The following is a 19451-nucleotide window of genomic DNA, read 5'->3' on the forward strand; positions in this document are numbered from 1 at the left end:
GGCCTATAGCTGTCGCATCGCTGGTCCGCGGCGCTTTTCGATGGCGCGGATCGTCGCTTCAAATCGATAATCGGGGAATATCATGATTCACTTGAAACTCACTTCGCCGCTGCTGGCGACCGCCGCGCTTGGTGCGCTGATGCTCGCCGCCGTCCCGGCTACCGCGCAGGAACAGCCTGCGCCCGCCGCCAAGCCCGAAATCGGCGACTTCGGCTTCGATCTTTCGGGCATGGACAAGAGCGTCCAGCCGGGCGACGATTTCTATGCCTATGCCAACGGCACCTGGGCCAAGAACACGCAGATCCCGGCCGACAAGTCGAACTACGGCATGTTCACCGCTCTCGCCGACCTTTCGCAGAAGCGCACGCAGGAAATCCTCGAAGCGGCGAAGGCCGACCCGAACAGCATGATCGGGCGCGCCTATGCCTCCTATCTCGACGCGCCGGCGGTCGAGGCAAAGGGCCTCGCGCCGATCCAGCCCTGGCTGAACAAAATCCGCGCTGTCGACAAGGCTGGCCTCGCCAAGCTCCTCGCCGAAGCCGACCGCAGCGGCGTGCAGCATTTCTTCGGTGGCTATGTTGGACAGGACGACAAGAATCCCGAGGTTTACATCTATACGATGTTTCAGGGCGGCATCGGCATGCCCGACCGCGACTTCTACCTGAAGGAGAATGAGCGGAACACCAAGCTGCAGGCTGCCTATCTGAAGCATCTCGAAAATGTCCTGAGCCTCGCCGGCGAAGAGGATGCCGCGGCGCGCGCCAAGGCGATCTACGACTTCGAAAAGCGGGTCGCGACCGTCCATTGGGACAAGAACGACAGCAGCGACGCGACCAAGGTCTATAACAAGATGACGATCGCCGAGCTGGCGCAGGCCGCGCCCGGTTTTGACTGGGCGATCTTCATTCGCGGCATCGGAGTCAATGAGGATTCGATCCTCGTGTCGCAGCCGAGCGCCTTCACCGGCGAGGCGAAGCTGCTCGCCGATGCGCCGATCGGCGTGATCCGCGACATGCTGGTCGTGCGTAGCCTCGACGGCTTTTCGGACGTGCTGCCCGATGCGGTCGCGCAGGAGGCTTTCTCCTTTTACGGCACCGCGCTGTCCGGCACGCCGCAGATGCAGGAGCGCTGGAAGCGCGCGGTCGACTTCACCACGGGCAATATGGGTGAAGCCGTCGGCAAGGATTATGTCGCCAAATATTTCCCGCCCGAAACCAAGGCGGCGATGGACGTGCTCGTCAAGAATGTGCTCGCCGCGCTCGACACACGCATCACCAATCTGACGTGGATGCAGCCCGAAACAAAGGTGAAGGCGAAGAAGAAGCTCGCCAATTTCACCACCAAAATCGGCTATCCCGATCGTTGGAAAGATTATAGCAAGCTCGCAATCAAGACCGGCGACCTGTTCGGTAACGCGCTCCGCTCGAACCAGTTCGCGCACGACGACAATATCAGCCGCCTCGGCGGCCCGATCCGCCGCTGGGAGTGGGGGATGACCCCGATGACGGTCAACGCCTATGCCAATTTCGGGATGAACGAGATTGTCTTTCCCGCCGCGATCCTCCAGCCGCCCTTCTTCGACCCCCACGCTGACGGTGCGATCAACTATGGAGGCATCGGCGCGGTGATCGGCCACGAAATCAGCCATCATTTCGACGATCAGGGCGCGAAATATGACGAGACGGGCAAGCTCGCCGACTGGTGGACTCCGGCCGACGTCGCGGCGTTCGAGGCAGCGGGCAAGGCGCTGGTCGCGCAATATGACGCCTATGAAGTGCTTCCGGGCGAAAAGCTGGACGGCACCTTCACGCTGGGCGAGAATATCGGCGACCTCGCCGGCCTGACCATCGCCTATGATGCCTATAAAAAGTCGCTCGGCGGCAAGGCGGCGCCGGTGATCGACGGGCTGACCGGCGACCAGCGCTTCTTCCTCGGCTGGGCGCAGGTGTGGCGGCGCAACTATCGCGAACAGAATCTGTCGCAGCGCATCACGACCGATCCGCATTCGCCCTCGATCCAGCGGACTTGGGTCTCGCGCAATCTTGACCCTTGGTATAAGGCCTATCAGATCAAGCAGGGTCAGAAGCTCTATCTCGAGCCGAAAGACCGCGTCCGCATCTGGTGATGCGTTAACTGGAAAGTCCATCTTTGACCGTGCAAAGCCTGTCCTCCGCTGATGGTGACGTCATCAGGGGGGCGGGCCCTGCCGGGCCACTCGTGCCCCGGGCAGGCTTGTCGCAGCTCGACATCGGATTACTCGGCGGTCTTGCGCTGCTTTCGGCGGCGCTGTTGTTCTGGGCTACGGGCAGCGGGATACTGGCCGCGGGCTTCGTGGCGGGCTTGGCCGTCGCTGTCGGCGGCGTCGTGCTCGCGCGCCGCCTGTTCCCCGCAGCGGTATCGCGCGAAGCAGCCGCGCCCGACTGGACGATGCTGCGCCAGGCGGTCAATCACGACGATGTCGCGATCGCAGTGACCGACCGCGCGGGGCGGATGGTCTGCGCGAACGACCTGTTCGGGACCTGGTTCAATGGCTTCGTGACGCCGCCGGGTCTGCCACTCGAAGGGCGCGGCGCCGAAGAGCTGAAAAATGCCGGCCGCATCGCATGGCGCGACGGCGAGGGCTATGCCGACGATATTGCGATCGGTCCGCTGCAGCTGCGCGCGCAGGTGACGCGCACGGGGCAGTCGGAGGATTATCTCGTCTGGCGCTTCTCGGCGCTCGAACGGCTCGACCTCGTCGCCGAAATCGTCCGGCATCTCGACGGTCCCGCGGGCCGCACGCTTGGTAATTCGGGGGTGATGGCGGCGCTCGTCAGCTCGGAAGGACGGCTGCGCGTCGCCAATCAGGCCTTCTTGCTTCGCGCGCTGGGCGAGGATGAGGCGGTTCATTATGCCGGCCGCGACGTCGCGCCGATGATCCGCCTCGATGATGCCGGCGCGCTCTATTTTGCGCGCGAAGGCGACCGCGCGACCCCGGTGCGCCTGATCCAGATCCCGCTCGCCCCCGCCGACAGCAACGCGCCGATGCTGCTCGCGCTGCTCGACGAGGAAATGGGGCCGACCGACCGCGGCACCGCGCAGACCTATGTCGAAACCCTGCTGTCGCTGCTGCCTTTCGGGCTCGCGATGGTCGATCGCGACGGGCGCTTCCTTTACATGAACCGCGCCTTCGTCCGCGCGGCGAGCCTGCCCGAAGGCAAGATGCCGCGCTATCCCGGCGACATCGTTGTCGGCGAGGACAAGGGGCCGCTGGCCGACATGATCCGCCGCCACAGCAGCGGGCAGCAGGTCGGCGGCGACCTGTCGATCCGCCTCGCGGGACAGAGCGGCGATCCCGTGTCGATGCGCGTCGTTGGCGTGCGCGGGCTGGGCGAAGCGGCGGTGCTCCTGAGTCTCAAGGATTCGAGCGAGGAATCGCGGCTCAAGCGCCAGGTCGCGCAGGCGTCGAAGATGCAGGCGGTCGGCCAGCTCGCGGGCGGCGTCGCGCATGATTTCAACAATATCCTGACCGCGGTGCTCGGCGCCTGCGACCTGATGCTGATGCGCCATACGCCGGGCGACAGCGATTATGACGACATCCAGCAGATCCGCAGCAACGCCAACCGTGCCGCCAGTCTGACGCGGCAATTGCTCGCCTTCTCGCGCCAGCAGACACTGCGCCCGCAAATATTGCAGCTTCCCGACGTGATTTCGGAGGTTTCACACCTCCTGAAGCGGCTGATCGGCGAGACGGTCCAGCTCTCGGTGCATCACGGCCGCGGGCTCGGCGCGGTGCGCGCGGACCCCGGGCAGCTCGAACAAGTGATCATCAACCTCGCGGTCAATGCGCGCGATGCGATGCCGGGCGGCGGGACGCTGACGATCGAAACCTATCCGGTCTCGGCCGCCGACGTGCGCCAGATGGGCAATGAATTCATGCCGCCCGCCGATTATTGCGCGCTCAAGGTCAGCGACACCGGCACGGGCATTCCCGCCGATGTGCTACCCAAGATTTTCGAACCCTTTTTCACGACGAAGGATGTCGGCAAGGGGACCGGGCTCGGGCTTTCGACCGTCTACGGGATCATCAAACAGTCGGCGGGCTTCATCTTCGCCGACAGCAAGCCGGGGCAGGGGACGAGCTTTTCGATCTATCTGCCGGTCCATCGCGCCGGCGGCGATACACCTGCGGTCGTGCCGCCGCCCGCCAAGCCGAAGAAGAGCCAGTGGGGCACCGGCACGATCCTGCTGGTCGAGGATGAGGATATGGTACGCGCCGTCGCGGAACGCGCGCTGACCCGTGCGGGTTATAATGTCGTCACCGCTTCGCAGGGCGAAGAGGGGCTCGAACGCTTTGCGAAGATGGAGAAGGTCGATTTGATCATCAGCGACGTCGTGATGCCGACGATGGACGGCCCGGCCATGGTGCGCACGATGCGCGCCAGGCGGCCCGATCTGCCGGTTCTTTTCATGTCGGGCTATGCCGAGGAGCAGTTGCGCCAGTCGATCGACATCGATGATGTCTCCTTCCTGCCCAAGCCTTTCTCGGTAGCGCAGCTTGCCGAGGCGACGTCAGCGGCGCTCGACGACGCGGCGCATCGGGGCGTCCAGTGACCGATGATCGCCGCATCCTGCTCGTTGAGGACGATGTGCTGATCGGCATGATGCTTGCCGACATGTTCGATGCGCTGGATTTGCCCGAACCCGCACAGGCGACGAGCAATGAGGAAGCGCTCGCGCTGATCGCCTCGGAGGCACTCGCTGGCGCGCTCGTCGACATCAACCTTGGCGACGAAAAGGGCTGGCCTGTCGCCGATGCGCTTGCCGCAAAAAACATTCCATTCGCCTTCACCTCGGGCGGGGGGGATGTCATTCCGCCCACGCACGCGCACCGCAAGCTGATCACCAAGCCGTTCCGGATCAGCGATATCGAGGCGGCCCTCGAGGAATTCGAAGCCAAATAGCGAAAGCGCCGCCCGCACAAAGGCGGGCGTCGAAGAATATTTTGTTCCCCTCTTGTTCCACTGGAACAAATGTGGCACATGGTTCCGGCGTTGCGATGCTTCCGCTGTCGCTCTAGAGCTGGAAAGGGACGGCAAATGGCCGGACAATTGTCACTCGTCGAATCGGGGAAATCAGTGAACAACACGGATAGGCAGAAGGCGCTTGACGCCGCGCTCGCGCAGATCGATCGCGCGTTTGGCAAGGGCTCGGTGATGAAATTGGGCTCGAAAGAAGCGATGCAGGTCGAAGCGATCTCGACGGGCTCGCTCGGCCTCGACATCGCGCTCGGCGTCGGCGGGTTGCCGCGCGGCCGCGTCATCGAAATCTACGGCCCCGAAAGCTCGGGCAAGACCACCCTCGCGCTCCACACGCTCGCCGAGGCGCAGAAGACCGGCGGCACCGTCGCGTTCGTCGACGCCGAACATGCGCTCGACCCGGTCTATGCGCGCAAGCTCGGCGTCAACATCGATGAACTCATCGTGTCGCAGCCCGACACCGGCGAACAGGCGCTCGAAATCGTCGATACGCTCGTGCGCTCGAACGCGATCGACGTGCTTGTCGTCGACTCGGTCGCCGCGCTCGTCCCGCGCGCCGAAATCGAAGGCGAAATGGGCGACAGCCACGTCGGCCTTCAGGCGCGTCTGATGTCGCAAAGCTTGCGCAAGCTCACCGGCTCGATCAGCCGCTCGCGCTGCATGGTGATCTTCATCAACCAGCTGCGCATGAAGATCGGCGTGATGTACGGCAACCCCGAAACCACGACCGGCGGCAATGCGCTCAAATTCTACGCCTCGGTCCGCCTCGACATCCGTCGCACCGGCCAGATCAAGAATGGCGACGAGATCGTCGGCAACACGACCCGCGTCAAGGTCGTCAAGAACAAGGTCGCGCCGCCGTTCAAGCAGGTCGAATTCGACATCATGTACGGGCAGGGCATTTCGAAGATCGGCGAAATACTCGACATCGGCGTCAAGGCCGGGCTGGTCGAGAAGTCGGGCGCCTGGTTCAGCTATGATTCGATCCGTATCGGGCAGGGCCGCGAAAATGCGAAGAATTTCCTGACCGAAAACCCCGAACTGCGCGAGCGGCTCGAAGCCGCGATCCGCGGCCGCACCGACGAAGTGGCCGAGGAAATGATGGCCGGCCCCGACGAAGAGGGCGACGACGACATCTGATGATGATTGCCATCCGGCCGGTTCGCCTTGCTCGAACCGGCCGGCCGACGGCGGCGGGCCACCAGCCCCTTTGACCTGCGCTCTCCCCCTCCCAAGCAGGTCGGCCCGCCCGCCGTTGATCCTTGCGTGGACCTTGGCAGCGACTACAAGCAGCCCATGCCCGCGATCCGCCTCTTCGGCCTGCCCACCGACATCAATAGCAGCTTCGAACGCGGCGCTGCCGCCGGCCCCGCCGCGATCCGCGCCATGCTGTGGAGCGATCGCGGCAATAGGGCGAGCGAGCTCGGCCGAGAAATCGGGGTCGACATCGCCCTTACCGACGACGGCGACCTTTCGCTGACCGAGGACACGGCGCAGGACGATGCAATGATCCGCCGCCACGTCGCTTATGTGCACGAAGATGGAGAAATTCCGCTCGCCCTCGGGGGCGATCACGCCGTGACCTTTCCGCTCGTCGAAGCGACCGCCGCATGCCACGGCCCGGTGACGATCCTCCACTTCGACGCGCATCCCGATCTCTACGACGATTTCGCAGGCAACCCGCGTAGCCACGCCTCGCCCTTCGCGCGTATCTGCGAGAGCGGTCACGCGAAGCGGTTGGTGCAGGTCGGCATCCGCACCCTCACCAATCATTGCCGCGAACAGGCGGCGCGTTTCGGTGTCGAAATCGTGCCGATGACCGATTTCTCGCCCGACCGCGTTCCGGTTCTGGGCGGTCCGCTCTATATCTCGATCGACCTCGACGGCCTCGACCCGTCGGCGGCGCCCGGGGTGGCGCATCCCGAACCGGGCGGCCTGACGGTGCGCGAATTGCTCGCGGTGTTGTACAAGCAGACCGTGCCGATTGTCGGAGCGGACATCGTCGAACTTCATCCCGGTCGCGACGTCGGCGGCGTTACCGCCATCCTCGGCGCCAAACTCGTCCGCGAACTCGCGGCGCTGATCGATCGCAACGGCCCCTATCGGCCCTGATCCAAAGGAAAGCCCATGAGCCTGATCGTCCACCATCTGAATAACAGCCGCTCGCAGCGCATTCTTTGGCTGCTGGAGGAAATCGGCGCGGCATACGAGATCAAATATTACGACCGCGATCCCGTCACCAATCTCGCTCCGCCCGAGCTGGTCGCAGTGCATCCGCTCGGCAAGTCGCCGGTGATCGAGGATGGAAGTCGCGTCATCACCGAATCGGGAGCGATCACCGAATATCTCTGCGAGCGGCACGGCGGCGGGCATCTGGTTCCCGAACGCGGCAGCGACGATTATATCAGCCACCTCGAATGGCTGCACTTCGCCGAAGGGTCGGCGATGACGCCGATCCTGCTGCGTATCTACACCGCGCGGCTCGGCGAAGCCGCGGCGCCGCTCGAGCCGCGCATCGCGCAGCAGCTCGACGCGCATTTCGCCTATATGGAAAGCCGCGTCGGCGAGAATGGTCATTTTATCGGCGACGACCTGTCGGCGGCCGACATCATGCTGAGCTTCCCCGCCGAAATCGCGATTATGCAGGGCATGGCGCCGCGCTACCCCAAGCTCGCCGCCTTTGTGAACGCGTGTCACGACCGGCCGGCGTGGCGCCGGGCGCGCGAAAAGGGCGGCGCCTATTATGGCTATTGATTTTCGGGGCCGCGTGCTGTTCGCCGGCGCGGCCTTGATGGCGGCGACCCCGGCCGCAGTGGCGGCACCGCCGGCGCTCGCGCCCGATGTCGAGCGCGAGGTTGTCGCTCCCGAGGGCGTCACGTTCCAGCCGTCGCCGTCCGACGAGGAAGGCGCGGTTGACCGGTTCGCCGAATATACGCTCGCGCTTGAAAAGCGCGATTTCGCGGCCGCCTATGCGATGTTCCGCCTGTCGTTCCAGGCGTCGAACCCGCGGCTCGAATGGGAAATGAACCAACGCAAGCGGGCAACCCTGTGGGCCGACGGGCAGATCCGCCCGCTGCGTCTTAGCTGGTATCTCGATCCCGCGGGGCAGCCCGGCGGGCTTTATGCCGCCTTCGACTTTCGCGGTGACCGCAAGGACGGCACGATGGACTGCGGCTATGTCGTGGTTCACCGCGCAGAGCCCGGCGCCGGCTGGACGGTCGTGCGCACCGACACGTCCGAGGTGCCGCCCGACCTGATCGAAGACGGCGTGCCCAAGGTCGACGTGCTGCGACAGCTCCCATGCTACCTTGGAAAAGGCATCGCAACGGCCCTGTGATCCCAAGCGAAATTTGGGCTTGTCTGCTCGCGCCCGCCTGAGCACGATCGCGGGCAGGATGCGGCGCCGGGGGGCGATGCGCAAAGAGGTGGGGAACAGATTATGTCGGCGATTTTCGTGGCGGCCTTGCTTGCGGCTGCACAGGGGGCACCTGAGATCAAGATCGAGACGGTGCCGGGGCGCGGCTATGCCGCGACGGTTCCAGTGATCGACGAGAACCAATATACGCCGGTCATCGAGCGGATAAAGCTGATGGCGGCCGAGCGATGCGGGCGGCAGAGCGTCCGGTTCGGGCGTTTCTTTTTCGACAATGAGATCGATGTCGAGCGCGGTGTCACGATCATCAAGGATTTCCGTCAGGCCTTTTCCTGCTTCGATCCCGCCACCGATCCCTACAAGCCCGTGCCGGCCGACTGGAAGGCAAGCGCGGCCGAGACCGCAGCCGCGACCCAATATGTGACGCGCTTTCTGGGCAATCTCGACACCGGCAACGGGCGCGCGCTGGCGGCGATGATGGATCCGCAGCTTGAAGCAACCACCGAGGACATGAATCGGTTCAGCGGTGAAGCGAAAATGCATCAGACGGGTGAGGGCAGCTTTACGGCGCGGCTCGATGGCTGGCTCAACAATCCCCCGGACGCTAGCTATCCCGGTGCCTATGCCTATTTCGCGGTCCTCAGTTCGCACCCCGGAATTGCGGGGACCTGTGGCGGGCTGCTGGTCTATCGGGTCAGCGAGGGCAAATATCAGATCGCGCAATATGACGTGCGCTATGTTTCGCAGAAGCTGATCGACGAGGAGGGGATGAGCGACGAGGAACTCGATCGCCTTTGTCGCCGCTAGACGCCGCATGGTCGCACCATCACGCTTGAGAAACGCGTCGTTCCGCACTAGATCGCGCGCATGATATCGACCAACGACATTCGCCGCTCTTTCCTCGACTATTTCGGGGGAGCGGGCCATCATATCGAACCGTCGGCGCCGCTGGTGCCGTATAACGACCCGACGCTGATGTTCGTCAACGCGGGCATGGTGCCGTTCAAGAATGTCTTCACGGGGCTCGAAAAGCGCCCATACAGCACCGCCGTGTCGGCGCAGAAGTGCGTGCGGGCGGGCGGCAAGCATAATGATCTCGACAATGTCGGCTATACCGCGCGGCACCATACTTTCTTTGAAATGCTGGGGAATTTCTCCTTCGGCGACTATTTCAAGGAACAGGCGATCCACTATGCGTGGACGCTGATCACCAAGACCTGGGGCCTCGCGCCCGAGAAGCTGACCGCAACCGTCTATCACACCGACGACGAAGCGTTCGATCTGTGGAAGAAGATCGCCGGCCTGCCCGACGAGCGGATCATCCGTATCGCAACGAGCGACAATTTCTGGTCGATGGGCGACACCGGGCCGTGCGGGCCGTGCAGCGAAATCTTCTATGACCATGGCGACCATATCTGGGGCGGTCCGCCGGGCTCGCCTGAAGAGGACGGCGATCGTTTCGTCGAGATATGGAACCTCGTGTTCATGCAATATGAGCAGATGCCGGGCGGCGAGCGCGTTGACCTGCCGCGGCCGAGCATCGACACCGGCATGGGACTCGAGCGCGTCGCCGCGGTGATGCAGGGCGTCCACGACAATTACGACACCGACACGTTCCAAGCGCTGATCGCGGCATCGGTCGACCTGACCGGCGTGCCGGCCGAAGGCGGAAGCCAAGCCAGCCACCGCGTGATCGCCGATCACCTTCGCGCGTCGAGCTTCCTCGTCGCCGACGGGGTGCTGCCGTCGAACGAAGGTCGCGGCTACGTGCTGCGCCGGATCATGCGCCGCGCGATGCGTCACGCGCATCTGCTCGGCGCGAAGGATCCGCTGATGCACCGGCTGCTGCCGTCACTGACCGCCGAGATGGGCGCCGCCTATCCCGAACTGATCCGCGCGCAACCGCTGATCGCCGAGACGCTCGAACGCGAGGAAACCAAGTTCCGCCAGACGCTCGACAAGGGGCTCAAGCTGCTCGACGAGGCGACCGTGGGCATGGGTAAGGGCGATACGCTGGCGGGCGACGTCGCGTTCAAGCTCTACGACACCTATGGTTTCCCCTATGACCTGACCGAGGACGCGCTGCGCACGCAGGATATCGCGGTCGACCGCGCGGGTTTCGACGCGGCGATGGCGCAGCAGAAGGCGGCGGCCCGCGCGGCGTGGAAGGGCAGCGGCGAGAAGGCGTCGGACGAAATCTGGTTCGACCTGGCCGAGACGAACGGTAGCACCGAATTCACCGGCTATACCTCGACCGCGGGCGAGGCGACCGTGATCGGGCTCGTCAAGGACGGCAAGCCGGTCGATGAGGTGAGGGCGGGCGACGAGGTCGTCGTGCTGACGAATCAGACGCCCTTTTATGGCGAGAGCGGCGGCCAGATGGGTGACGCGGGCACGATCGCGACGCTCGAAGGCGCAAAGGCGTCGGTGAGCGACACCGGCAAGCCGCTCGGCCGCCTGCACACGCATCAGGCGAAGCTCGAAGCCGGGACGCTGAAGGTCGGCGACACGGTGCAGCTGATCGTCGATGCCGAACGCCGCGACCGCATCCGCGCCAATCACAGCGCGACGCACCTGCTGCACGCCGCTCTCCGCAACCGGCTCGGCGGGCATGTGACGCAGAAGGGCAGCCTTGTGGCCGAGGACCGTTTCCGCTTCGACTTTTCGCACCCGAAGGCGCTGAGCGCCGAGGAGATCGCGCAGATCGAAGCCGATGTTAATGCGCAGATCCGCGGCAACGAGGCGGTGTCGACGCGGCTGATGACGCCCGACGACGCGGTTGCGGCGGGGGCGTTGGCGTTGTTCGGCGAAAAGTACGGCGATGAAGTGCGCGTGCTTTCGATGGGGGCGGCCGACGATCATCATTATTCGGTCGAGCTTTGCGGCGGGACGCACGTCCGCGCGTTGGGCGACATCGCGCTGTTCAAGATCGTCAGCGAAAGCGCGGTTTCCTCGGGCGTGCGGCGCATCGAGGCGCTGACCGGCGAGGCGGCGCGCGTCTGGCTCAACGGCCGCGACGAGGCGCTCAAAAGCGCGGCGGCGGCGCTCAAGACCTCGCCCGACGAAGTGCCCGCGCGCGTCGCGGCGCTCGCCGAGCAGCTCAAGAAGGCCGAGCGCGAGCTGGCCGATGCGAAGAAGGCGCTCGCGATGGGCGGCGGCGGTTCGGCTGCCGGGCCGGCGGTCGAGCAGGTCGGCGATGTGGCGTTTCTCGCGCAGGTAGTCGACGGGCTTGATCCTAAGGAATTGCGCGGCACGGTTGACGGCCTCAAGAAACAGGTCGGCAGCGGCGTCGCAATGCTCGTCGCGGTCAACGACGGTCGCGCCTCGGTCGCGGTCGGGGTGACCGACGACAGGACGGGCAGCCATAGCGCGGTCGATCTGGTCAAGGCGGCGGTCGCGGCGCTCGGCGGGCAGGGCGGCGGCGGCCGGCCCGACATGGCGCAGGGCGGCGGGCCCGATGGCGGCGCGGCGAACGATGCCGTGGCGGCGGTCAAAGCCGCGCTCGCCTGAAGCCTGCGGACTTGAAACCCACCAAGAAGACGCGGCGCACCGATCATGCCGAACGGCTGATCGCGGCGCCGCTGGTCGACGTGTTCGCGGCCTTCACCAGCGCCGACAAGCTGGCGCGCTGGCTGCCGCCCGAGGGCGCGACGGGCGCGTTCGAGCATTGCGACCTGCGGGCGGGCGGGGGCTTTCGGCTGCGGCTCACCTTCGACGACCCGGATGTCGAGACCAAGAGCGACGACGACAGCGATGTCGTCGAAGTGCATATCCCGACACTCGACGAGGGACGCCTGATCGTTTGGGAGGTCGAATTCGAATCCGACGATCCGCGCTTTTCGGGGACGATGGCGATGCACTGGTATCTTTCGCGCAAGGGCGGCGGCACGCTGGTCACGATCGATGCGCACCAGGTGCCGCCGGGGATTTCGGCGAAGGATCACGAAGCGGGGCTCAATAGCTCGCTCGCGAATTTGGCGCGGATCTTGGAATAATCGTCGCCCCCGCGAAGGCGGGGACCGCCATGAGCATTGCGCAAGTTTGCCAGCGGTCAGTTAAGGGTTAGACATGCCCCCGGGCATGTCTAAGGGTTGTCCGGGGGACAACCCGACCCTTCACTCCTTCGCGGGGACGACGATTGATCATCAGGCTTCTGTGCCCTTCGCTTTCCCCCACGCCCTGGCCGCAGTATACCCAAGATAACCCGTCCCGAAGAGCGCGTAGAGCGGCTCGGGGAGGCCCGCTAGATAAGCGTTCATGCCCTCCGCGATGCCCTTTGCCATCTCGGGCCGCGCGGCGGCGATCAGGCCCATCGGGATCGCCCAGAGCAAGAGTGCGTACATGACGTAGAGGAAGCTCGGCCGCGCGCGGCTGGTCCAGGGGTCGGCGCTGTTCGCCTCGGCGACGATCGCCGTCATCCGGGTGCGGATCGCCTCCATTTCCTGGCTGCCCTCGAGCTTGATGAGTTCGAGCTTGGCGCGGTCGCGCGCTTCGGGATCGGGGATGATCTTGTCGATCAGTTTGGCGATGGGGCCGATCAGGCCTTCGATGATGCTCATGATAATGCTCCTTCAGGTTCAAAGTTCAGGGAAGTTCAGCCCAATGGCGCGCCGAGAGGCATCAGCCGTTGCCGATGCGGTTCGCGAGCCAGCCATAGAGAAAGGCCTCCTGGCTCGGGCGGCGTTCGGCGAGCGCGATGTAGCGTTCGCCCTGCAGCGCCTCCATCGCGCGGAGGAGGACGGTTTCGCCGCCCCTGCCGCGCGCCTTCAAAAAGCCGTCGAGCGCCGACAGGGTACGTGGGCCGATCTCGCGGTCGACCGCGATGTCGGGATAGTCGCGCGCGGCGCGGTTGAGCGCGTTGAGCGCGCGCTGAAGGAAGCCGGCGGCGGTGCCGGTGCCCATGTTGACGCCGGTGTCGAACAGTTCGGCGGCGATCTTCGGCGCGCGCAGCGCGACCCTGTCGAAGCCGGGACGCAGCCAATAGAGGCGGCGATAGATCGACGCCGCATCGGCGCGCGGCAGGTCGCGCATCGCGCCGGCATAGCCCTCGGCCCGCGCGACGGCTTCGGTGATTCCCCAACAGGTCGGGCCGCCGCGATCGGCGGGGTGGTTTACATAGCGGCCTTCGCGGTCGATGACGGCGTCGATCAACGCGTCGGCATCGCTGGCGAGGGGGTCGGGTCGTGGCATGATTCGCTCCTCTGGTTGGTTAAACAGGAATAACGAACCATATTGGGATATTGTAGGAAAGGCTTTTCGCCATGCGGGCTTTGCAGGTACGTGAATTGCTCCCCGACCATGGCGGCGCAGGGCTGGCCGATCTAGCGGTGCCGGTGCCCGGGCCCGACGAAGTGCGCGTGCGCGTGCGCGCGGCGGCGGTGAATTTCCCCGACCTGTTGATGACGTCGGGCGGCTATCAGCTGAAGCCCGATCTTCCCTTTGTGTCGGGGCTGGAATTTGCCGGCGAGGTCGACTCGGTGGGCGAGGGGGTGGCCGGCTGGGTCACGGGCGATGCGGTGGTCGGCGGCAACCGTTTTGGCGCGATGGCCGAATATGCCGTCGTTCCCGCGAGCGCGTTGCGCGCGAAGCCGGGCGGTTTGAGCTGGGACGAGGCGGCCGCCTATCCGGTGGCTTATCTGACCGCCTATGTCGCGCTCGTCCGCTGCGCGCGGATCGAGCCCGGCGAGTGGCTGCTCGTTCACGGCGCGGCGGGCGGCGTCGGGTTGGCGACGGTCGATCTGGCGAAGGCATTGGGCGCGCGCGTGATCGCGGCGGCGAGCAGCGAAGAAAAGCGCGAAGCGGTGTCGCGGCTTTATTCGCCCGATGCGGTGATCGCGGCGGGGCCGGGGTTCCGCGACGAGGTGAAGGCGCTGACCGGGGGCAAGGGCGCCGATGTGATCTTCGATCCGGTCGGCGGCGATGTCTTCGACGAATCGACGCGCTGCATCGCTTTCGGGGGACGCCTGCTTGTCGTCGGCTTTGCCTCGGGCCGGATTCCCGAGCTGTCGGTCAACATGCCGCTGATCAAGGGTTTCTCGGTCGTCGGGGTGCGCGCGGGCGAATATGGCCGGCGCTTTCCCGAGCGCGGCGTGGAGAATGTCGCGGCGATCGACGCGCTGGCGAATGAAGGAAAGATCCGGCCGCACGTCCATGCCGCGCTCGATCTTGCCGACTGGCGCGAGGGCTTTGCGATGCTCGAGCGGCGCGCGGTGGTGGGGAAGGTCGTGCTGAAACCGTGACGGCTCGAGCGGTGCTGGGACAATTTTGCGACATCGCGCCGTCATTGGGTTGACGCCGGGGCGTCGCGGCGGGGTCGCCGCATCATTCGAGAGGATATGACGTGAAGACAGCTATCTGGATTGCCGCTTCGCTGGGTCTGGCGCTGCCCGCCATCGCTGCCGCGCAGCCGCCGCAGGGCGGCGGGCGCATGTTCGAGCGGATGGACGCCAATGGCGACGGCAAGCTCGACAAGGCCGAAATCACCAAGATGATGGAGATGCGCGCCGAACGGCGCGGCGACGCGGGCCTGAAGAGCCCAGAAAAGATCGACGCCTTCATCAAGCGCGCTGATGCCAATGGCGATGGCGCGGTCGACAAGGCCGAAATGCAGGCCACCCGCAAGAAGCGCGCCGCGCCGCCACCGACGACGGAGGGCGACGGCGAGGGCGAGCCCTAAAACAGATCCCAGAGCGGATTGGCGGGGTCGGCGAGCAGCTTTGCGGTGAGCGCGAAGGACATGACGACGAGCAGCGGCCGCACCCCGCGCCCGCCGAAGCGGATCGCGAGCCGCGCGCCGAGCTGATTGCCCGCGACATTGGCGGCGGCCATCGACAGGCCGAGCAGCCAGAGGACGTGGCCGCCGACGATCATCGCGAGCAGCCCCGCGATATTGGTCGAAAGGTTGAGGAGCTTCGTGTTGCCGATCGCGCGGACGAGCCCGAGCCCGCCGAGCGCGACGAGCGTCAGCGTCAGGAACGAGCCGGTGCCCGGGCCGAAAAAGCCGTCGTAGAAGCCGAGCGCGGCCACGATGAGGGTGAGACCGAGCGGGCCGGCCCGCGCGTGGAGATCGACACTGCTCATCGGCGGCGCGAGCAGGAAATAAAGTCCCATCGCGATCAGGAGGACGGGCACGAAGGCGGCGAGAAAATCCGAGCCGACATATTGAACCGCCGTCGCGCCGAGTACCGAGCCGGCGAAGGCGCCCGCCGCGGGCCAGGCGAAACGGCGGAGGTCGACGTGCCCCGCGCGCCAGAAGGTCGCAAACGCGGATCCGGTGCCGATCGTGCTTTGCAGCTTGTTCGTCGCGAGCGCCGACACCGGCGGCACGCCTGCGGCCATCAGCGCCGGGATCGTGAGGAGGCCGCCGCCGCCCGCCATCGCGTCGATCGTCCCCGCAAGAAAGGCAACGGCGATCAGGAAGGCGAAGATTTCGGGAGCAAATTCCATGCGGGCGCTCGTAGTGCGCCGTATCGCAATGCTCAAGCGGCGGCGATCCAGATCGCCTGATAGAGGAAGGTCGCGCCGATGATCGTGACGATCCAGCGGCGGCTCGCGCGAAAATGCGCCTCGCTGATGCGGCCGAGGATATGACCGCCGATCATGATGCCGCCATCGATGCGAGCACCGCGAGCGCGGTGACGGACAGCGGGATGATCTGATGCTGTCAGCAAGCTGTCAATGTGTTTGGCAAAATTGGTCGGGACGAGAGGATTCGAACCTCCGACCCCCACACCCCCAGTGTGATGCGCTACCAGGCTGCGCTACGTCCCGACCGGCCCGATTGGGCAGGCGAGGCCCCTAGCGCGCCTTGGCGGGGGATGCAAGACGCGATGGCGGCTTTTCGACCGGATCGAAGCCGCGGGCTTGGCCTCGCCGCCGCGGACCCCATTTCGGGCGCGCTTGCCACGGGGGAGGGGCGCGCACGACCGGTTGCGCGCAAGGCCCCTGCATGATAGGCGCCGCGCCATATTTGCGCGCTCGCTCCGGAGGGGAACGGGCGCTGCCTGTAACGAAAGTTTTTCATCCATGTCGACGCAATTGTTTCTGACCCAGGCGGCCGGATCGGGCGGCGGGGCTGCCGGTTTCCTGATGCTGGTCCCCTACCTGCTGATTTTCGCGGTGTTCTGGTTCTTCCTGATCCGTCCGCAGCAGGTGCGCGCCAAGGAACATCGCGCCAAGGTCGCGGCGGTCAAGCCGCGCGACCAGGTCGTGACCGGCGGCGGCATCGTCGGCAAGATCACGCGCGTCGACGATGATTTCGTCGATGTCGAAATCGCACAGGGGGTGAAGATCAAGGTCGTGAAGTCGACCCTGGCCGACGTCCTGCAGCCCGGTGGCAAGCCCGCCAACGACTGACGCGGCGGGGCCGGCTCTCCCGCGGCCCCCGCTCTTGCTATCGGATCTTCAAGACTATGCTCGATTTTCCACGCTGGAAGACCATCGGCATCAGCATCATCCTGCTGCTCGGTATTGTCTTTTCCATCCCCAGTTTCCTGCCGACCAAGGCGTTCGAAAGCCTGCCGGGCTTTGCGCAGGCGAAGGTCAATCTGGGGCTCGACCTGGCCGGTGGTAGCCACCTCTTGCTCGAGGCAGATATCGCCGACCTCAGGAAGACGCAGCTCACCAACATGGAAAAGACGGTCCGCACCGCGATGCGTGGTGACAGCGGCCCGGATGACGACATCGCGATCGGCGAGCTGTCGAACGCGGGCGGCGGGATCAGCTTCCTCGTTCGCGATCAGGCGCAACTCGACGAGGCGCGCGAGCGGCTGTTCAGCGAGACGCGAGGCGCGGGCCTTACCGGCCAGCGCGACTGGAACATCAATGTCGTCGATTCGCAGCGTATCGTGCTGACCCCGACGAGCGCGGGACAGACGCAGGCGGTCGCGAACGCGATGGATACCGCGCGCGACATCATCGACAAACGCGTCAACGCGCTCGGCACACGCGAGCCGACGATCATCCGTGAAGGCGACGACCGTGTCGTCGTGCAGGTTCCCGGGTTGCAGGATCCGGCCGCGCTCAAGGAACTGATCGGCAAGACCGCGCGCCTTGAATTCCGCATGGTCGACACCAATGCCGACCCGGCCGAAGCCGCAGCCGGTCGCGTGCCGGTGGGCAGCGAAATCGTCCCCTATGCCGAGGGCGAGGGCAGTGGCGCGCCGTTCGAGGTCCTGCGCCGTCAGGTGATGATCAGCGGCGAGCAGTTGATCAACGCCCAGCAAAGCTATGACCCGCAATCCGGGCAGCCGGTCGTTTCGATTCGTTTCGATTCGGGCGGATCGAGCACCTTTGCCAAGGTGACCGCGCAGAATGTCGGCAAACGGTTTGCGATGGTGCTCGACGGCAAGGTGCTGTCGGCGCCGTCGATCAACGAACCGATCCTGGGCGGCAGCGCGCAGATTTCGGGCAGCTTCAGCGTCGCGAGCGCCAACGCGCTGGCGATCTCGCTTCGGTCGGGCGCCTTGCCGGTGAAGATGACGGTCGTCGAAGAGCGCACCGTTTCGCCCGAACTTGGCCAGGATTCGATCGAAAAGGGCGTGCTGGCGGGGATCATCGCGACGGTTTCCGTGCTGACGCTGATGCTCGTCGTCTATGGCCGTTTCGGCGTCTATGCGAACCTCGCGCTTGTCTTCAACGTCTTCCTGATCATCGCGATCATGGCCGCGTTCAACGCGACGCTGACTCTGCCGGGCATCGCAGGCTTCGTGCTGACCGTCGGCGCGGCGGTCGATGCGAACGTGCTGATCAACGAGCGCATCCGCGAGGAATTGAAACGCGGGCGGCGACCGTTCCAGGCGGTCGAGCTCGGCTATACCGAAGCGAGTCGCGCGATTTTCGACGCCAACGTCACCAATGTCATCGCCGCGGGGCTGATGTTCTGGTTCGGCTCCGGTCCGATCAAGGGCTTTGCGGTGGTGCTGACCATCGGCATTGTCACCAGCGTCTTCACCGCCGTCACCGTCACGCGCATGTTCGTCGCCCACTGGCTGCGGACCAATCGCCCGACGTCGATCAATATCTAAGGAGGGAGCGAAAGATGCGCCTGCTCAAACTCGTCCCCGACGACACCAATTACGACTTTTTGAAGTGGCGCAAGCTCGCCTCCTTCATGAGCTTTTTTCTGGTCGTGGTCTCGATCGCGCTGGTGGCGGTGAAGGGCCTGAACCTTGGCATCGACTTCGTCGGCGGCCAGTCGGTCCGCGTCGAGTTCACCCAAACCATGCCGCCGATCGAGGATATCCGCGAAGCCGTAGGCGAGATCGGCGTCGGCGAGGCGACGATCCAGCAATTCGGGTCGGACAGCGCGGTGTCGATCCGCACCGCGCTTCCCGATGGCGACAAGGCGGCAGCCGAACGCGCGGGGCAACAGCTTGTCGCCGGCATCCAGAAGGCTTTCCCGACCGCGCGGACCGGATCGGTTGAGACCGTGTCGGGCAAGGTGTCGGAAGAGCTGCTGCGCACCGGCGCGATCAGCCTGGCGCTCGCGATGCTCGGGATCTCGATCTATATCTGGATCCGCTTCGAATGGCAGTTCGGCGTCGGCGCGCTCGGGCGCCTGTTTCACGAAGTCGCGCTGACCTTCGGCTTTTTCGCGATCACCCAGTTGCAATTCGACCTGAACAGCGTTGCAGCGCTGCTTACGATCGTCGGTTATTCGCTGAATGACACGATTGTGGTTTATGACCGCATTCGCGAGAATCTGAAAAAATATCGCAAGATGGACATTGTCCCGCTCCTGAACCTCAGCATCAACGAAACCTTGGCGCGCACCGTGATGACCAGCGTATCGATCCTGCTCGCGCTGGGCGTGCTGCTGGTGATGGGCCCCGACGTCATTTTCGGGTTCACCGCTGCGATGCTGTTCGGCGTGTTCGTCGGTACCTATTCGTCGATCCTGATGTCGACGCCGGTGCTGGTGTGGCTGAAGGTCGGTCCGCACAGCTTTGTGCCGCGCACCGTCGCGGGGATCGAGGGCGGCGAGCGCGTCGAGCGCAAGGACGACGGCGCGGTCGTCTAATCGTCGACATTTTAGGGATGACCGGCGCCGGTCCGCTCCG

General features: G+C 65.1%; 19 protein-coding genes and 1 tRNA gene. 15 read left to right on the forward strand and 5 right to left on the reverse strand.

Translation table 11 applies throughout. The features are described 5' to 3' along the window. The first annotated feature begins 82 nt into the window (after positions 1 to 82). From E5675_RS07175 to E5675_RS07220, 10 genes are all read left to right on the forward strand, one after another. Positions 83 to 2125 (forward strand): M13-type metalloendopeptidase, encoded by a 2043-nt coding sequence (locus E5675_RS07175; protein ID WP_136173913.1) that lies wholly within the window; start codon positions 83 to 85, stop codon positions 2123 to 2125. 92 nt (positions 2126 to 2217) lie between these two features. Next, positions 2218 to 4593, forward strand: coding sequence for a response regulator (locus E5675_RS07180; protein ID WP_136173914.1), 2376 nt, complete (start codon positions 2218 to 2220; stop codon positions 4591 to 4593). Beyond that, positions 4590 to 4943 carry a response regulator gene (locus E5675_RS07185; protein ID WP_136173915.1) on the forward strand — a complete coding sequence of 118 codons (354 nt, stop codon included), beginning with the start codon at positions 4590 to 4592 and terminating at the stop codon, positions 4941 to 4943. The genes E5675_RS07180 and E5675_RS07185 overlap by 4 nt, the downstream gene beginning before the upstream one ends. A gap of 135 nt (positions 4944 to 5078) precedes the next feature. After that, complete coding sequence (recA, locus tag E5675_RS07190; protein ID WP_136173916.1) at positions 5079 to 6158, forward strand: recombinase RecA; 1080 nt, start codon at positions 5079 to 5081, stop codon at positions 6156 to 6158. A gap of 126 nt (positions 6159 to 6284) precedes the next feature. After that, a complete protein-coding gene (gene speB / locus E5675_RS07195) occupies positions 6285 to 7130 on the forward strand; it encodes an agmatinase (RefSeq protein ID WP_247594820.1) in 846 nt (281 codons plus the stop codon). Between the two features lie 15 nt (positions 7131 to 7145). After that, on the forward strand, positions 7146 to 7772 hold the full coding sequence (locus E5675_RS07200; protein WP_136173918.1) for a glutathione S-transferase: 627 nt from the start codon (positions 7146 to 7148) through the stop codon (positions 7770 to 7772). Beyond that, positions 7762 to 8355, forward strand: coding sequence for a hypothetical protein (locus E5675_RS07205; protein WP_136173919.1), 594 nt, complete (start codon positions 7762 to 7764; stop codon positions 8353 to 8355). The genes E5675_RS07200 and E5675_RS07205 overlap by 11 nt, the downstream gene beginning before the upstream one ends. Before the next feature lie 102 nt (positions 8356 to 8457). Then, on the forward strand, positions 8458 to 9198 hold the full coding sequence (locus E5675_RS07210; RefSeq protein ID WP_136173920.1) for a hypothetical protein: 741 nt from the start codon (positions 8458 to 8460) through the stop codon (positions 9196 to 9198). 60 nt (positions 9199 to 9258) lie between these two features. Continuing rightward, a complete protein-coding gene (gene alaS, locus E5675_RS07215; RefSeq protein ID WP_136173921.1) occupies positions 9259 to 11901 on the forward strand; it encodes an alanine--tRNA ligase in 2643 nt (880 codons plus the stop codon). An 11-nt stretch (positions 11902 to 11912) separates the two neighbouring features. Then, positions 11913 to 12386 (forward strand): SRPBCC family protein, encoded by a 474-nt coding sequence (locus tag E5675_RS07220; protein WP_136173922.1) that lies wholly within the window; start codon positions 11913 to 11915, stop codon positions 12384 to 12386. A 150-nt stretch (positions 12387 to 12536) separates the two neighbouring features. Here the strand turns inward: E5675_RS07220 and E5675_RS07225 are convergent, their stop codons facing one another. Both E5675_RS07225 and E5675_RS07230 read right to left on the reverse strand, forming a co-directional pair. Continuing rightward, positions 12537 to 12950: a holin family protein gene (locus E5675_RS07225; RefSeq protein ID WP_136173923.1), complete on the reverse strand. Its 414-nt coding sequence runs from the start codon at positions 12948 to 12950 to the stop codon at positions 12537 to 12539. A 61-nt stretch (positions 12951 to 13011) separates the two neighbouring features. Then, on the reverse strand, positions 13012 to 13581 hold the full coding sequence (locus E5675_RS07230; RefSeq protein ID WP_136173924.1) for a glycosyl hydrolase 108 family protein: 570 nt from the start codon (positions 13579 to 13581) through the stop codon (positions 13012 to 13014). A 71-nt stretch (positions 13582 to 13652) separates the two neighbouring features. Between E5675_RS07230 and E5675_RS07235 the strand changes: the two genes are divergently transcribed. Continuing rightward, the gene (locus tag E5675_RS07235) at positions 13653 to 14630 is read left to right on the forward strand and encodes an NADPH:quinone oxidoreductase family protein (protein WP_136173925.1); all 978 of its coding nucleotides are present in this window, start codon (positions 13653 to 13655) and stop codon (positions 14628 to 14630) included. Positions 14631 to 14731: 101 nt separating this feature from the next. Then, positions 14732 to 15067, forward strand: a complete 336-nt coding sequence (locus tag E5675_RS07240) for an EF-hand domain-containing protein (protein ID WP_136173926.1) — start codon at positions 14732 to 14734, stop codon at positions 15065 to 15067. Here the strand turns inward: E5675_RS07240 and E5675_RS07245 are convergent. From E5675_RS07245 to E5675_RS07255, 3 genes are all read right to left on the reverse strand, one after another. After that, positions 15064 to 15837, reverse strand: coding sequence for a TSUP family transporter (locus E5675_RS07245; protein ID WP_136173927.1), 774 nt, complete (start codon positions 15835 to 15837; stop codon positions 15064 to 15066). The two genes, E5675_RS07240 and E5675_RS07245, sit on opposite strands and share 4 nt — an antisense overlap. A 32-nt stretch (positions 15838 to 15869) precedes the next feature. After that, entirely contained in the window at positions 15870 to 15992 is a 123-nt protein-coding gene (locus tag E5675_RS21885; RefSeq protein ID WP_281727861.1) for a hypothetical protein, read from the reverse strand. Positions 15993 to 16084: 92 nt separating this feature from the next. Beyond that, a tRNA-Pro gene (locus E5675_RS07255) sits at positions 16085 to 16161 on the reverse strand. A 255-nt stretch (positions 16162 to 16416) separates the two neighbouring features. Here E5675_RS07255 and yajC point away from each other — a divergent pair. From yajC to secF, 3 genes are read left to right on the forward strand one after another with little or no spacing between them, the layout of a single operon-like run. Next, a complete protein-coding gene (gene yajC, locus E5675_RS07260; RefSeq protein WP_136173929.1) occupies positions 16417 to 16746 on the forward strand; it encodes a preprotein translocase subunit YajC in 330 nt (109 codons plus the stop codon). A 56-nt stretch (positions 16747 to 16802) separates the two neighbouring features. Further along, positions 16803 to 18416 carry a protein translocase subunit SecD gene (gene secD, locus E5675_RS07265; RefSeq protein ID WP_136173930.1) on the forward strand — a complete coding sequence of 538 codons (1614 nt, stop codon included), beginning with the start codon at positions 16803 to 16805 and terminating at the stop codon, positions 18414 to 18416. A gap of 14 nt (positions 18417 to 18430) precedes the next feature. Continuing rightward, positions 18431 to 19411: a protein translocase subunit SecF gene (gene secF / locus E5675_RS07270; protein ID WP_136173931.1), complete on the forward strand. Its 981-nt coding sequence runs from the start codon at positions 18431 to 18433 to the stop codon at positions 19409 to 19411. Positions 19412 to 19451: the final 40 nt, after the last annotated feature.

It is taken from the genome of Sphingopyxis sp. PAMC25046, from assembly GCF_004795895.1.
GTDB lineage: Bacteria > Pseudomonadota > Alphaproteobacteria > Sphingomonadales > Sphingomonadaceae > Sphingopyxis.